This is a genomic window from Streptomyces sp. NPDC020801 (assembly GCF_044334385.1).
GTDB lineage: Bacteria > Actinomycetota > Actinomycetes > Streptomycetales > Streptomycetaceae > Streptomyces.
The window spans coordinates 1-14672 of record NZ_JBIRST010000015.1; the positions used below are offsets into that span (position 1 = coordinate 1).

Below are 14672 nucleotides of genomic sequence, written 5' to 3' on the forward strand. Positions count from 1 at the left end.
GCCGGCGCAGCCCTGAGGATCCGGTCCGGCCTCGTCCCGGGTGCGGGGCGTCTTGGACCTGAACCTGCCCACCAGCCGCCCCGGCCGACCGCCCCCCCCCGCCCCCCCCCCGGGGGGGGCCCCCCCCCCCCCCCCCCCCCCCCCCCCCCCCCGCGGCCCCCCCCCCCCCCCCCCCCCCACCACACACCCCTGGATCAGTCCCGAGCCCCCAGCAGGTGGTCCATCGCCAGCTGGTCGAGCCGCTCGAAGGCCATGCCACGCGCGGCGGCCGCCTGCACGTCGAAGTCCTCGAAGGCCGTGCGGTCCGCCAGCAGCGCGTGCAGACCGTCCGCGGCGGTGGGCTGTGCGAGCTGGTCGAGCCGCGAAGCGCGCAGCGCCTCCTGCACCTCCGGGTCGGCGCGGAAGGCGGCCGCACGCTCCTTCAGGATGAGGTAGTTGCGCATGCATCCGGCCGCCGACGCCCACACGCCGTCCAGGTCCTCGGTCCGCGGCGGCTTGAAGTCGAAGTGGCGCGGTCCGTCGTAGCCGGCGCTCTCCAGCAGGTCGACAAGCCAGAAGGCGGCTCGCAGATCACCGGCCCCGAAGCGCAGGTCCTGGTCGTACTTGATGCCGGACTGGCCGTTGAGGTCGATGTGGAAGAGCTTGCCCGCCCACAGGGCCTGGGCGATGCCGTGCGGGAAGTTGAGGCCGGCCATCTGCTCGTGGCCGACCTCGGGGTTCACGCCGTACAGCTCCGGGCGCTCCAGGCGCTCGATGAACGCCAGCGCGTGCCCGACGGTGGGCAGGAGGATGTCACCGCGCGGCTCGTTCGGCTTGGGCTCGATGGCGAAGCGGATGTCGTAGCCCTGGGCTGTGACGTACTCGCCGAGGAGGTCGAACGCCTCCTTCATACGGTCGAGGGCGGCGCGCACGTCCTTGGCGGCGCCGGACTCGGCGCCCTCGCGGCCGCCCCAGGCCACATAGGTCTGCGCACCCAGCTCGACCGCGAGGTCGATGTTGCGGATCGTCTTGCGCAGGGCGTAGCGGCGCACGTCGCGGTCGTTGGCGGTGAACGCGCCGTCCTTGAAGACGGGGTGCGTGAAGAGGTTGGTGGTGGCCATCGGCACGGTCATGCCGGTCGCGTCGAGCGCCTGCCTGAAACGCTTGATGTGCGACTCGCGCTCGGTGTCGGAGGACCCGAAGGGGATCAGGTCGTCGTCATGGAAGGTCACTCCGTGGGCGCCCAGTCCGGCCAGGCGCTGCACCGTCTCGACCGGGTCGAGGGCGTGGCGCGTGGCGTCGCCGAACGGGTCCCGTCCCCGCCAGCCGACGGTCCACAGGCCGAAGGTGAACCTGTGCTCGGGGGTGGGCCGGTAGTTCATGCCGCGGCTCCTTGCTCGCTTGCGACTATTTCGTCATGGCGATTTACAAATTAGTATGCCGACGCATCCCTGGGAAGGGACAAGATGGTCCCGACCGGGGCGATACTCGGGTCACCACGCCCAGGAGACCGAGAAAAGACCAGGTCAGATCCCGCGATCCGCGGAAAGAGGGAGAGCCGATGTCAGCAGCCGAGGGTCCGCTCGTCGTCGGTGTGGACTCGTCCACGCAGTCCACCAAGGTGCTCGTCGTCGACGCGGCCACCGGACAGATCGTGGCGAGCGGCCAGGCGCCGCACACCGTCACCTCCGGGGCGGGCCGCGAAAGCGACCCGCACCAGTGGTGGGACGCCCTGTGCGCGGCGCTGCACCAGTGCGGGGACGCGGCGCACGAGGCCGCCGCCGTGTCGATCGCCGGCCAGCAACACGGGCTGGTCACCCTGGACGCCCAGGGCGCCCCGGTGCGGCCGGCCCTGCTGTGGAACGACGTGCGCTCGGCCCCGCAGGCCCGCCGCCTCGTCGAGGACCTCGGCGGCCCGAAGACGTGGGCGGAGCGCACGGGCAGCGTGCCGGGCGCGTCCTTCACGGTCACCAAGTGGGCGTGGCTGGCCGAGCACGAGCCGGAGGCGGTGCGGTCGACGGCCGCGGTGCGCCTGCCCCACGACTACCTCACCGGGCTCCTGACGGGCCTGGGCACCACCGACCGCGGCGACGCTTCTGGCACGGGCTGGTGGGCGTCCGCCACGGAGGCCTACGACGAGGAGGTCCTCGCCCACGTGGGACTCGATCCCGCACTGCTGCCCCGCGTAGTGCGCCCCGGCGAGGTGGCGGGTACCGTGCGCGACAGCCATGAGCTGCCGTTCTCCAAGGGCACCCTGGTCGCGCCCGGCACCGGCGACAACGCCGCCGCCGCACTCGGCCTCGGACTGCGTCCCGGGACACCCGTACTCAGCCTGGGCACCTCGGGCACGGTGTACGCGGTGGCGAAGCACCGCCCGGCCGACCCCTCCGGCACCGTGTCGGGCTTCGCCGACGCACGGGGTGACTGGCTGCCACTGGCCTGCACGCTCAACTGCACGCTCGCCGTCGACCGCATCGCCGCCCTGCTCGGCCTGCACCGGGAGGGCGTCGACCCCGGCACCACCGTCACCCTGCTCCCCTACCTCGACGGCGAACGCACCCCGAACCTGCCCAACGCCTCCGGGCTGCTGCACGGACTGCGCCACGACACCACCGCCGGGCAACTGCTGCAGGCCGCCTACGACGGCGCCGTCCACTCCCTGCTCGGCGCACTGGACCTGGTCCTCGACGAGGACGCCGACCGCACCGCACCGCTGCTGCTGATCGGGGGCGGCGCCCGCGGCACGGCATGGCAGCAGACCGTTCGGCGGCTGTCGGGACGGCCGGTGCAGGTGCCCGAGGCCAGGGAACTGGTCGCACTGGGCGCCGCCGCCCAGGCGGCGGGGGTGCTGACCGGAGAGGACCCGGCCGCGGTCGCCCGCCGCTGGAGGACCGCCGACGGGCCGGTACTGGAGGCCGTGGAGCGGGACCAGGAGACGCTGGCCAGGATCTCCGGGGTACTCTCCGACGCGGCCCCGCTGCTGGAGCGGGGGACGCGGACCCGCTGACGGAGCCCGCGGGCACCCGCCGACCGACACCGGGCGCCGGACATCCGCCGCCGGACACCGACCGAGGACGACTCAGGCATGACCGCACCGTTGCACGAGGCCCACCCGGCCGGTCCCGGGCGCTCGCTGCCCGACACCCAGCAGGGCATGCGCCGCCGCAACCTCGCCCGGGTCATGCACACGGTCGGCGCCCAGGGCCCGCTGTCGAGGGCGGCGGTCGCCTCGCGCATCGGCCTGACCCGTGCGGCGGTGTCGACCCTCGTCGACGAGCTCGTCCGCACCGGGCTGCTGGAGGAACTGGGTCCCGAGCGGCCCGGCCGGGTGGGCCGCCCCGGCTCGGCGCTCGCCGTCAGCGGCCGCGGCCCCGCCGGGGTCGGTGCGGAGGTCGGCGTCGACCACCTCGCTGCCTGCGTGGTCGATCTGCGCGGTCGGGTACGAGCCCGGGCCGTGCGCCACGGCACCAATCGGGGACGCCGCCCAGAACCGGTGACGAAGGACCTCACCGCGCTGATACGCCGGGTCGTCACCGAGGCGGAGCAGCAGGGTCTGTGGGCGGCCGGACTCGCCGTCGCCGTGCCCGGACTGGTCGCACGGGACGGCCGTACGGTCGTCCGGGCTCCCAACCTCGACTGGCACGACACCGACCTCGGTGCCCTGCTGCCGCCCGGGTTCCCCGTGACGGTGGACAACGAGGCCAACTTCGGCGGGCTCGCGGAACTCTGGCTCGGCGAGGACACGCCGCGCGACTTCCTGCACGTCTCGGCGGAGATCGGCATCGGTGCCGCAATCGTGGTCGACGGACGGCTGCTGCGCGGAACGCGCGGCTTCGCGGGCGAGTTGGGTCATGTGCCGGTCGAACCCGAGGGGCCCGCCTGCCCGTGCGGCGGCCGCGGCTGTCTGGAGCAGTACGCGGGTGAGGAAGCGGTCCTGCGGGCGGCCGGCCTGGAGCCGGGCGAGGACCGGGTCGGGCTGCTCGCCACCCGGGCCGCCGCCGGGGACGAGAACGTACGGCGTGCGCTGCACGAGGCGGGTACGGCACTCGGGGTGGCACTGACGGGCGCGGTCAACCTGCTCGATCCCGAAGCCGTCGTGCTGGGCGGCGCGCTGGCCGGGCTCGCGCCCTGGCTCCTGCCGTCGCTGGAGGCCGAGCTGGCGCGGCGGACCGCCGGGCCCGCCTGCCCGGTGTCCGTCTCGAAACTGGGCCCCGAGGGCCCGCTGCTGGGTGCGGCGCACGCGGTGGTGCGGGGCGTTCTCGACGACCCCGCGGCGGTGGCCCAACGCGCCCAACACGCCTGAGCCCCGGCCGCGACGGTCCGGCTCCCGGCTCGCAACTCACCTGATCACAGGCTCACTTCACCCGTTCGAGTGGCCGAGTTCTCCACAATCGTGGGCCCATCCGCCGAACCCCGCCGCGCCCTTCTGCCCAACCGGCAAGCGCCGTACCGTGATTCACGCGAGGCGCTCCCGTCATGCCGGTCGGCGGCAGGCGCGTCGGGGTGGACAAGGGGGTTCACATGATGGCCTGTCTGTTCACCGCGGCGTGTGTCGCCGAGCCGGCGCGGGAGCAGACGCCGATGACGACCGTCACCATGCCGCAGAACGGAGCTGTGCAGCGATGAGCGACCCCCGCACCCTGACCGTGCGGCCCGAACCGGGCGAATGCGCCTGGATGTTCGGCGGCGCACCGCCCGTGGCGTTGCATCGCCCCGGGCACGGTCCTCGACCTCTGCGTGGCGCGCTCGCCTCCCCCGAAACCGCCGCTGCCGGAGACCGGGTGGATCTGGCAGCTGGACCGGGCGCGGCGCACCGCGCTCTTCCAGGCACACGACAGCGACATCCGGGCCGAGCTGCCGAGCGACCCCATGCACGGCACGGTGGGCGTGGCACCCGCCAATTCGGAGGTGCGCTCGGCGCTGGTGCCCGACACGCACGGCGGAAACGCGGAAACGCGGACACACCCGAGATACGTGCCGGCATCACCTGCCACCTCGGCGTGAACGTGGAAGGCGCTCTGCTCAGCCTCGGCGACGGACACGCCCGGCAGGGTGAGGGACGGCTTCAGCGAGCTGGACGCCTACCAGTTCGCGGCCCAGGCCGTCGAATCGCCCTTGGCCAACGTGTGCGACACCAACTACACGTGCGTGGCCAAGCTCCGCAAGGAGTGGCTGCCGGTGCGCGACACTCACCGCGGACTGCACGCACGGCTGCTCGAGACGGTGGCGGTACTGCGGGACCGACCACCGTGCCCTCCGCCCGCGAGCATGCCCACACACGCACAAGACGACCGCACAAGAGGACCACACAAGAGGACCGCACAAGAGCCCCCCACGAGAAAGGCCATCGCCCATGGACCGGGCCAGACCCCTTCCCAGCCGACGACGGATCCTGAAGGGCGCCGCCCTCGCCGCCGTCCCCTACGCGTTACTTCCCGCCACGCGGGCCGGTGCCCATCCCCAGACCGTCGACTACCCGCCCGCCGAAGGGCAGCCGGCGAGCAGCTCCAACTACACCGCGTCCGACCGGCCCACCAGCTACTCCATCGACCGGGTAATCATCCACGTCACGCAGGAGGCGTACGCCAGCACCCTGGCCATCTTCCAGAACCCGCAGACGGAGGTGTCCGCGCACTACGTCGTCCGGTCCGCCGACGGGCACATCGCGCAGTGCGTCCGCGAGGCGGACGTCGCCTGGCACGCGGGGAACTGGGACTACAACACGCACAGCATCGGCATCGAGCACGAGGGGTGGGTGGACAAGCCGGCCTACTTCACCGACGCCCTGTACGAGCAGTCGGCGAGGCTCACGGCGGCGATCTGTGACCGGTACGGCATCCCCAAGGACCGCGCGCACATCATCGGGCACTACGAGGTGCCGGGCACGGACCACACCGACCCGGGACCGAACTGGGACTGGGTCCGCTACATCAGACTGGTCAACTTCGCCTGACGGCCGCGACGTGGCCGGACGGCAGCCCGGCTCGGTCTCTCACGGGCCGCCCTGTCCAGCGGCCTCGCCGGATCGGGCCTCGTCTGAACGAGCCCCGCCGGGACGAGTCCCGCGCGGCCCGGCCTCGCCGGACCGAGTCCCGCCGGGCCGGATCCCGCGCGGCCCGACCTCGCCTGGCGAGCCCCGAAAAGGCTGGCCTGTCGAGGTGGGCCTGTTGAGATGGGCCCCCGGGCCCGGCCGGGGGCGGGTCCTGCCGGGGGAAGTCCTTCCGGGCGGGGAGTCCTTCCCGGCGGGATGCTCATCATTGGGGCGAACCTCGTCGAAGAGGTTGTCCGGGCGCACACTCGGCGTGACGATGTCCCCCAGTCGCATCGCCGTCGGAGGCCGCATTGACCGATCCGTGGGTGGCCCTGGAGCCGGGGGCCGACCCTGCCGAGCGTGTCCGGGCACTGCGCCGGGCGCACGAGACGTTCACCGCGGTGGGCACGGTGCCGCGACCGGTGCGTCCGGTGGTGGCCGACTCCTGGCGGCGTTCCGCGCGGGCCGGTGTCGGACCGGACGGCACCGCGAGCGTGGAGCTGGCGGACGGTGACCTCGGCGCCTACCGGGCGGAGCATCCACTGGCACCGGTGATGCCGTTGTTCCGGGAGCTGCTCGGCACCTTCGCAGCCGATGGGGAACATCTGCTCGCGGTGTGCGACACGCACGGCCGGCTGCTGTGGGTGGAGGGCCATCCGACGACGCAACGGCGGGCCGGGCGGATGAACTTCGTGCCGGGTGCCCGCTGGTCGGAGTCGGCCATGGGGACCAACGCGCCGGGTACCGCGGTCGCCGTGGACCGCCCGGTGCAGGTGTTCGCGGCCGAGCACTTCATCCGGCGGGTCCAGCCCTGGACGTGCGCTGCGGCCCCGGTGCACGATCCGCGGACCGGGCGGGTGCTCGGCGCCGTGGACATCACCGGCGGAAACGGTCTCGCGCACCCGCACAGCCTCGGTTTCGTGCAGGCGGTGGCGCGCGCGGCCGAGTCCCAGCTGGCACTGATCGCGCCGCGCGGGCCCGCCGCCGGCACGCCGGAGCTGACCGCGCTGGGCCGCGACGAGGCCCAGCTCCTGGTGGGTGGTCGCGGCATCCGGCTGAGCCGCCGGCACAGCGAGATCGTGGTGCTGCTGGCCCGCCACCCGGAGGGCCTCACCGGAGACGAGCTGCTGTGCGCGCTGTACGAGGACGAGTCGGTGACACCCGTGACGCTGCGGGCCGAACTGGCGCGGCTGCGCCGGGTGCTCGGCCCGGGTCTGCTCGCGTCGCGCCCCTACCGGCTCACCGTTCCGGTCGGGTCTGACGTGACCGTCGTCGAGCGACGGCTGGAGACGGGAGCGGTCGCGGCCGCCGCGACGGCGTACGGGGGCCCGTTGCTGCCCGCCTCGCAGGCTCCGGCGGTAGTGCGGCTGCGGCAGCGCCTGGCCGACGGACTGCGCGGCGCGCTGATCGCCCGCCGCGACCCCGACCTGCTGGCCGACTGGGCACACGCGCCGTGGGGCGAGGAGGACCTGGAGGTGTGGCAGGCCCTGGCCGCCGTACGGCCGACCGCGACGGTCCGCTCCCGGCTTGCCGCGCTCGAGGCGGAACTGACGGCGCCGGGCGGTTGGCGCGGATGGGGACCCCCGGCGACGCGCTGACCGCTCCGTGGCGGCAGGCAGCCACCACCACCAAGGCCTGCGTCTCGGGCCCGCCTGCGTCTGCACCCGGCCCCCGTCCGGCTCCCGCCTCCATCGCTGCTCCCGCCGCCGCCTGCGTTCCGCCCCCGCTGCCGCCGCCACCTGCGTTCCCGCCCCGCTGCTGCGCAACCTCGTTGCAACGTGTCCCTTCCTAGCCTCGCGCCGAGAGCTGCCCAACGGCGGGCAGCGCTGCTGAGGGAGGCAGACCAGGATGACTCGTTACGCGGCGCCCGGCACCGAGGGTGCGATCGTCTCCTACCAGGCGCGCTACGACCACTTCATCGGCGGCGAGTACGTGCCGCCTGCCCGGGGGCAGTACTTCGAGAATCCGTCGCCGGTGAACGGGCAGCCGTTCACGGAGGTCGCGCGTGGGACCGCGGAGGACGTGGAGCGGGCGCTGGACGCGGCGCACGCGGCCGCCCCGGGCTGGGGCCGGACGTCGGCGGCCGAACGCGCCGGCATCCTGCGGAAGATCGCCGACCGCATGGAGACCCATCTCGAGCCCCTGGCCGTCGCCGAGAGCTGGGAGAACGGCAAGCCGGTCCGCGAGACCCTGGCCGCCGACATCCCGCTGGCCATCGACCACTTCCGCTACTTCGCGGGGGCGATCCGCGCGCAGGAGGGCTCCCTCGGCGAGATCGACGACGACACGGTGGCGTACCACTTCCACGAGCCGCTCGGGGTGGTCGCACAGATCATCCCGTGGAACTTCCCGATCCTGATGGCTGCCTGGAAGCTCGCGCCGGCGCTCGCCGCGGGCAACGCGGTGGTGCTCAAGCCTGCCGAGCAGACCCCCGCCTCCATCCACTACTGGATGAGCCTGATCGCCGACCTGCTGCCGCCCGGTGTCCTGAACATCGTCAACGGCTTCGGTGTGGAGGCGGGCAAGCCGCTCGCCTCCAGCCCCCGGGTGGCGAAGGTGGCGTTCACGGGTGAGACGACGACGGGGCGGCTGATCATGCAGTACGCCTCGGAGAACATCAAGCCGGTCACGCTGGAGCTGGGCGGCAAGTCGCCGAACATCTTCTTCGACGACGTCTCGGCGGCGAACGACGACTTCCGCGACAAGGCGCTCGAGGGCTTCACGATGTTCGCGCTCAACCAGGGCGAGGTGTGCACATGTCCGTCCCGGGCGCTGATCCAGCGCGGCCACTACGCGGAGTTCGTGGAGGCGGCGGTCGCGCGCACCGAGCTCATCAAGCCGGGCCATCCCCTGGACACCGAGACGATGATCGGCGCCCAGGCCTCCAACGACCAGCTGGAGAAGATCCTCTCCTACTTCGACATCGGCCGGCAGGAGGGAGCGCGGGTCCTCACCGGCGGTGAACGCATCGAGCACGATGGGGAGTTGAAGGGCGGGTACTACGTACGGCCGACCATCTTCGAGGGTGACAACCGCATGCGGATCTTCCAGGAGGAGATCTTCGGGCCGGTGGTCTCGGTGACCTCCTTCGACGACTTCGACGACGCCGTCAAGATGGCCAACGACACGCTGTACGGCCTCGGCGCCGGCGTGTGGACCCGGGACATGAACACCGCCTACCGCGCCGGCCGCGCGATCCAGGCGGGCCGCGTCTGGACGAACTGCTATCACGCCTACCCCGCGCACAGTGCGTTCGGGGGCTACAAGCAGTCGGGTATCGGCCGCGAGACCCACAAGATGATGCTGGACCACTATCAGCAGACGAAGAACCTCCTGGTGTCGTACTCGCCGAAGAAGCTGGGCTTCTTCTGACTTGGTCTTCAGTGTGCGGCGGGGTCGTGGGGTGGTCGGCTTCTTCGTTCGCTGTTGGGCCGGCTGCGTCTGGCGAGGTGTGTGCACATCGTTGTCCACCGTCAGCGAAAGGACGTCGCTCACCGGCATCGGTTCCGGCACGGCCCCGCGGTTTCGCCCGCGCTCGGCCGCCGGTGAGTCATCCGGGCGCACCTCGGAGTGGAGGGACAGGAAACGGCGCACATCCACGGACGCGGAGTGCGCCCGGCGGCGCCCTCCTGTGGCCGTCGTCAGGCGCCTCCGGGAGCGCGGAAGGTAGTTGCACTGGACGCAGCTCATAGCGCTTCTTCCACCAAGCGCACCTATGAGCCGCACGACAATGCAGTGCCACGAACAACCCCCGGGCGAGGTGCACGCACTCCGGGAAATTCTAGTTTCGTATATTATGCGACTTTTGTGAACTCCCTTGTCACCGGCTCACGTTACGCAGCTAGCTAGGTGCTGCGCCCGCTTCCGGCCCGGGTTCCCATGAGCCCTGGGCAGACCGACAGCACACCGGGCAGGCTCCGGGGCGTCGGTCAGGGAAGTGGTCGGGAAACCGCACGTGAGGAGTAGTCGTGAAGAAGGCATATGAGGCACCGACGCTCGTTCGGCTCGGCACCTTCCGGAAGGAAACGGGGCTCCTTCAGCGCTCCGGCAACGACCGGCTGATCCTGAGCAAGAACTGACGTCCGACGGTCCTTGACCCGACGTCATGACTGAACTGCACGAAAGTGCGGGGACGGGCCCCGGCGACGCGCACTTCGCGGTCTTCACCGACCACGTGGACGCGGCCGCCGTGGCCCGCTCCTTCACCCGCCCCAGAAGCCGGATCCTCGCGCATGCGTCGGGCCGGCCCTGGCTGGTCGGCCAGTGGCACGACGACGAGGTGGTCTCGGCGAATGCCGGAGGTGCCGCCCTCGCCGTCGTCGGCTGCTGCCCCATCGACGCCGGCGAACTGCGGCGGCGGGCCGCACGGTTGCGCGATCTCGCGGAGCTCGACGCGCTGGCCCGCTCCCTCCCCGGCAGTTTCCACCTCGTCGGCGCCCGCGACGGACAGATCAGGGTTCAGGGCACCGCCTCCGGACTGCGACTGGTCTTCCACGCGGAGATCGACGGCGTGCGGGTGGCCGCCACCCGCGCCGACACCCTCGCCGCCGTCCTGGGCCTCGACCCCGACGTCGAGGAGCTGGCCGTAAGGCTGCTGTGGCCCACCCCGTATCCGCTGTTCGAGACGTCCCTGTGGCGTGCGGTCACCGCCGTTCCTCCGCAGGACGCCGTGATCGTCGCCGCGAACGGGCGCACCGTACGGCACACCCGGTGGTGGACACCGCCGGAGCCGGTCAGGCCACTGGCAGAAGCGGCGCCCCTGATCCGGAAGGCACTTCAGGAGGCCGTCGGCGCGCGTACCCGGCAGGGCGGCGTGGTGAGCTGCGACCTGTCCGGCGGCCTGGACTCCACCTCCGTCTGCTTCCTGGCCGACCGCTCCCCCGCCCGCGTGGTGGCCAGTACGTGGCCGGGACGCGATCCGGCGGACACCGACCTGTACTGGGCCGAACAGGCGATGGGGCACCTCCCGGACGTGGAGCACGTGGTGTGGGACGCAGACGCGTCGCCGCTGGTCTACGAGGACCTTCTCGGCATCGGCGACCTCCTCGACGAGCCCACCATCGGTGTCATGGACCGCTCCCGGGTCCTGCATCATCTGCCCGGCCTCGCTGCACGCGGCAGCCGGTTGCACCTGACCGGCATCGGCGGCGACCACGTGGCATGGTGCTCGGAGGCGTACTACCACCGGCTGCTGCGCGGCCGTCCGCTCTTCGCCCTGCGCCAGTTGCGCGGGTTCCGGGCACTGTGGCAGTGGCCGCTCGTCGGCACGGTCCGCGCTCTCGCCGACTCCCGGCCGTACGGTAAGTGGCTCGCCGACGCCGCCGGCCAACTGCGTGGCCCGTTGACCCCGTCGGTCGCGACGGGTCTCGGCTGGGGCATGGCCCCGCGCCTGTTCGACTGGGTGACTCCCGACGCCGAACGGATGGCCCGTCGGGCACTGCTCGCGGCCTCGGCGACGGTCTCGCCGCTGCATCCGGACCGTGGCCTGCACACCGACCTGGAGCAGATCCGCTCGTGCACCCGCGTCATCCGGCAGTGGGACCGGATGGCGGCCCGCGCCGGCCTGCCGATGGCCTCTCCCTTCCTCGACGACCGCGTCATCGAGGCGTGTCTCGCCGTACGTCCGAGCGAGCGCGTCACGCCCTGGGCGTACAAGCCCGTCCTGAGCGCCGCGATGCGCGGGATCGTGCCCGGGGCGTGCCTGCGGCGGGCCAACAAGGCCACGGCCTCCATGGACGCCTCCAACGGACTGCGGGAACACCGTGCCGACCTGCTGGCCCTGTGGGAGGACTCGCGGCTGGAGGAGCTGGGCCTGGTCGACGGCGCGGAACTCCGCCGCCTCGCCCGGCGGCCCGCCTCTCCGGGACTGTCCGACGCCATCCTCTACTCCACGATCGCCGCCGAGGTGTGGCTGCGGGGACTCACCCGCAACCGCACCCATGTCCCACACCCCTGACCCCATCCCCACGTCAGAAAGGTCTCCACATGCCCCTGCGGTTCGGCGACAACGTCTCCACGGCCGAGACCGACTACGGCACGGTGCTGCTGGACGAACAGGGCGGCGCCTACTGGGAGTTGAATCCGACCGCCACCCTGGTCGTGCGGACGCTGCTCGACGGCGGCGAGGCGTCGGACGCGGCCGCCGCCCTGGTCCGGGAGTTCGACATCGACCAGGCTCAGGCCCTACGGGACGTCGAAACGCTCGTCCGGGAACTGCGTGGCTCGGGGCTCGCCTCATGACGACGCCCAGCGCGCTGCAACGTCCCACCGGTGTTCCCGTGGCCCGACGCCTGGCCGCCCGCCTCGTCCTGCTCCCCGCCGTCGCCCTCGCCCTTCTACCGCCCCGCCGGATCCGCACCGTGCTCGGCGTCCTGCGGCGCGGCGCCGCACCCGCCACCACCGCGCAGGCCCAGAACGCACGCGACGCCATGTGCGCCGCCAGCCTGCGCTGCGCCGGACCGAAGGGGTGCCTGCCGCGCTCCCTGGGGGCGGCCCTGTTGTGCCGAGTCGGCGGAACATGGCCGACCTGGTGCACGGGCGTACGCGTCGTCCCGCCCTTCACCGCGCACGCCTGGATCGAGGCGGAGGGCCGTCCCGTCGGCGAGGGTGTGCCGGAGGGCTACTTCGCCCGACTGGTGGCCGTCGACCCGCTGCGCCGCCCGACGCACCGATGACCGGCACGACGGTCCGGGACAACGGCAGGCCCCCGGCCGACGAGGGTGACAGGTCCACCCGGGCGGCGGTGGCAACGATGTACCGGCTCACCGCCGGGCACCGGAGCGCCGTCGCGGTCGCCACGGTGCTGACTCTCGTGGGTTCCGCCCTGGCACTGGCCCAACCGCTCGTCGCCAAGCACGTCGTGGACGCGAGCGGGCGCGGGCAGGTCGTCTGGCCCCTGCTGGCACTCCTCTGCGCGCTGTTCCTCACCGAAGCGGCGACGGGAGCCGCGGGACGCTTCCTGCTGGAACGGATGGGAGAAGGTGTCGTACGGCAGCTCAGGCGCGGGCTGGTGGGGCGGCTGCTCCGGCTGGAGATGAGGGAATACGAACGGCACAGGGGCGGCGACCTCATCTGCCGGGTGACGGCCGACACCACCCTGCTCCGGGAGGTCGTGTCGCAGGCCCTCGTCGATCTGGTGACGGGAAGCCTTGTCGCCGCCGGGGCGATCGTCCTCATGGCGTGGCTCGACCCCCTGCTGCTGCTCCTGGTCGCCGTCACCGTGGCCGCGGCGGCCCTGGTCGTGGCCTCGCTGCTCACCGGCATCAGGTGCGCGTCCGAACAGATGCAGGACTCGGTCGGTGCCATCGCCGCCGACCTGGAACGCGCCCTCGGCGCCCTGCCGTTGGTCCGCGTGCACCGCGCCGAGGAGCGTGAGGCGGCGGCCATCGGCGCACGCGTCGAGGCGGCCTACGGCGCGGGGGTACGCACCGCGAAGCTCGCCTCTGTCATGAGCCCCGCCGTCGAACTCGCCGTGCAGGGCTCCTTCCTCGTCGTCCTGGTAGTCGGCGGCCTGCGCGTCAACGGCCGGGCCGGCTCCCTCGGCGACCTCGTCGCCTTCCTGCTGTACGCCTCGTACCTCGTCCTGCCGCTGTCCTCCGTCTTCCGTGCCGTGGGGCTCATCCAACGCGGGATGGGCGCCTATCAGCGCATCGACGAAGCACTCCGTCTGCCTGTCGAGCCCACCGCACCGCGGATCACGGGAGTCCGCACGCAGCCACCCCGGCCGGCCGTGCCGTCCGCGACCCCCGCACAGCCCGCTCTCGCCCTGCGCGACGTCCGCTTCGGCTACGCCCCGGACCGGCCGGTCCTCCGCGGCGTCTCGTTCGCCGTCGAGCACGGGCAGCACGTCGCCCTGGTGGGGCGGTCCGGAGCCGGCAAGAGCACGGTGTTCGCCCTGGTGGCGAGGTTCTACGAGCCGGACGCGGGCGACGTGCTCTTCGACGGGCGGCCTGCGACCGAACTCACCCGTGCCGCATGCCGCCGACGCATCGCCGTCGTCGATCAGAACACTCACGTCGTCCACGGCACCCTGCGCGACAACATCGCCTACGCCGCGCCCGACGCCACGGAAGCGGAGATCCGGCGCGTCACAGAACTGGCCCGACTCGAAGAAGTCGTCGACCGGCTGCCCGGCGGCCTGGCCGCCGTCATCGGTGAACGAGGCAGCACGCTCTCCGGCGGCGAACGCCAACGCGTCGCCCTCGCCCGCGCGTTGCTGGCGCGCCCCGCGCTGCTCCTGCTGGACGAGCCCACCTCCCACCTCGACGCGATCAATGAGTCGGCGCTCACCGCCGTCATGAAGGACGTCGCCCAGGAGTGCGCCCTGCTGGTCATCGCCCACCGCCTGTCCACCGTGCAGCACGCCGACCACATCGTCGTACTGGACGACGGCCGCACCGCCGCAAGCGGAGGCCACGAGGAGTTGCTGGCCTGCAGCGCCCTCTACCGCGAACTGGCCGCGAGCCAGATGCTCCGGCCGGGCGGGAAGCCCGGCAGCGGCGGCGGAGCGGGGACGGCCGGTTGAGGCCGTGTGGAACGCGGTGGCCGCGCTGCCCGCGGACCCGGCCGCCTCGAACCGCTGCTCGAGCAGGGGCGAGGCGACGAACGGGCGGCAGCGGGCCCTGCGCTCGCTGTGCGCGGAGATGCCCGGATGGACGGCGGG

The 14672-nt window shown here is 72.6% G+C and carries 11 protein-coding genes and 1 pseudogene; 11 read left to right on the forward strand and 1 reads right to left on the reverse strand.

The features are described from left to right. Positions 1-194: 194 nt before the first annotated feature. Positions 195-1361 (reverse strand): xylose isomerase, encoded by a 1167-nt coding sequence (gene xylA, locus ACH4UM_RS27340; protein WP_398184555.1) that lies wholly within the window; start codon positions 1359-1361, stop codon positions 195-197. Positions 1362-1540: 179 nt separating this feature from the next. On the opposite strand from xylA, the gene xylB reads away from it, so the two are divergent. The 11 genes and pseudogenes from xylB to ACH4UM_RS27395 all read left to right on the forward strand — a co-directional run bounded on the left by xylB (position 1541) and on the right by ACH4UM_RS27395 (position 14534). Then, the gene (xylB, locus tag ACH4UM_RS27345; protein ID WP_398184558.1) at positions 1541-2986 is read left to right on the forward strand and encodes a xylulokinase; all 1446 of its coding nucleotides are present in this window, start codon (positions 1541-1543) and stop codon (positions 2984-2986) included. Positions 2987-3064: 78 nt separating this feature from the next. Beyond that, positions 3065-4282, forward strand: a complete 1218-nt coding sequence (locus tag ACH4UM_RS27350; RefSeq protein ID WP_398184561.1) for an ROK family protein — start codon at positions 3065-3067, stop codon at positions 4280-4282. A gap of 319 nt (positions 4283-4601) precedes the next feature. Next, positions 4602-5217 (forward strand): annotated as a pseudogene (locus ACH4UM_RS27355) (acetamidase/formamidase family protein); the annotation flags it as partial. 115 nt (positions 5218-5332) lie between these two features. Further along, positions 5333-5932, forward strand: a complete 600-nt coding sequence (locus tag ACH4UM_RS27360) for an N-acetylmuramoyl-L-alanine amidase (RefSeq protein WP_398184564.1) — start codon at positions 5333-5335, stop codon at positions 5930-5932. Between the two features lie 389 nt (positions 5933-6321). Then, positions 6322-7608: a GAF domain-containing protein gene (locus ACH4UM_RS27365; RefSeq protein WP_398184567.1), complete on the forward strand. Its 1287-nt coding sequence runs from the start codon at positions 6322-6324 to the stop codon at positions 7606-7608. Between the two features lie 250 nt (positions 7609-7858). Then, on the forward strand, positions 7859-9382 hold the full coding sequence (gene adh, locus ACH4UM_RS27370; RefSeq protein ID WP_398184570.1) for an aldehyde dehydrogenase: 1524 nt from the start codon (positions 7859-7861) through the stop codon (positions 9380-9382). A gap of 596 nt (positions 9383-9978) precedes the next feature. After that, on the forward strand, positions 9979-10089 hold the full coding sequence (locus ACH4UM_RS27375; protein WP_107047813.1) for a keywimysin-related RiPP: 111 nt from the start codon (positions 9979-9981) through the stop codon (positions 10087-10089). 26 nt (positions 10090-10115) lie between these two features. Continuing rightward, positions 10116-11966 carry a lasso peptide isopeptide bond-forming cyclase gene (locus ACH4UM_RS27380; RefSeq protein ID WP_398184573.1) on the forward strand — a complete coding sequence of 617 codons (1851 nt, stop codon included), beginning with the start codon at positions 10116-10118 and terminating at the stop codon, positions 11964-11966. 29 nt (positions 11967-11995) lie between these two features. Further along, positions 11996-12250 (forward strand): lasso peptide biosynthesis PqqD family chaperone, encoded by a 255-nt coding sequence (locus ACH4UM_RS27385; protein ID WP_398184575.1) that lies wholly within the window; start codon positions 11996-11998, stop codon positions 12248-12250. After that, entirely contained in the window at positions 12247-12684 is a 438-nt protein-coding gene (locus ACH4UM_RS27390; protein WP_398184578.1) for a lasso peptide biosynthesis B2 protein, read from the forward strand. The genes ACH4UM_RS27385 and ACH4UM_RS27390 overlap by 4 nt, the downstream gene beginning before the upstream one ends. Beyond that, entirely contained in the window at positions 12681-14534 is a 1854-nt protein-coding gene (locus ACH4UM_RS27395) for an ABC transporter ATP-binding protein (protein WP_398184581.1), read from the forward strand. The genes ACH4UM_RS27390 and ACH4UM_RS27395 overlap by 4 nt, the downstream gene beginning before the upstream one ends. The last annotated feature ends 138 nt before the right edge of the window (positions 14535-14672 follow it).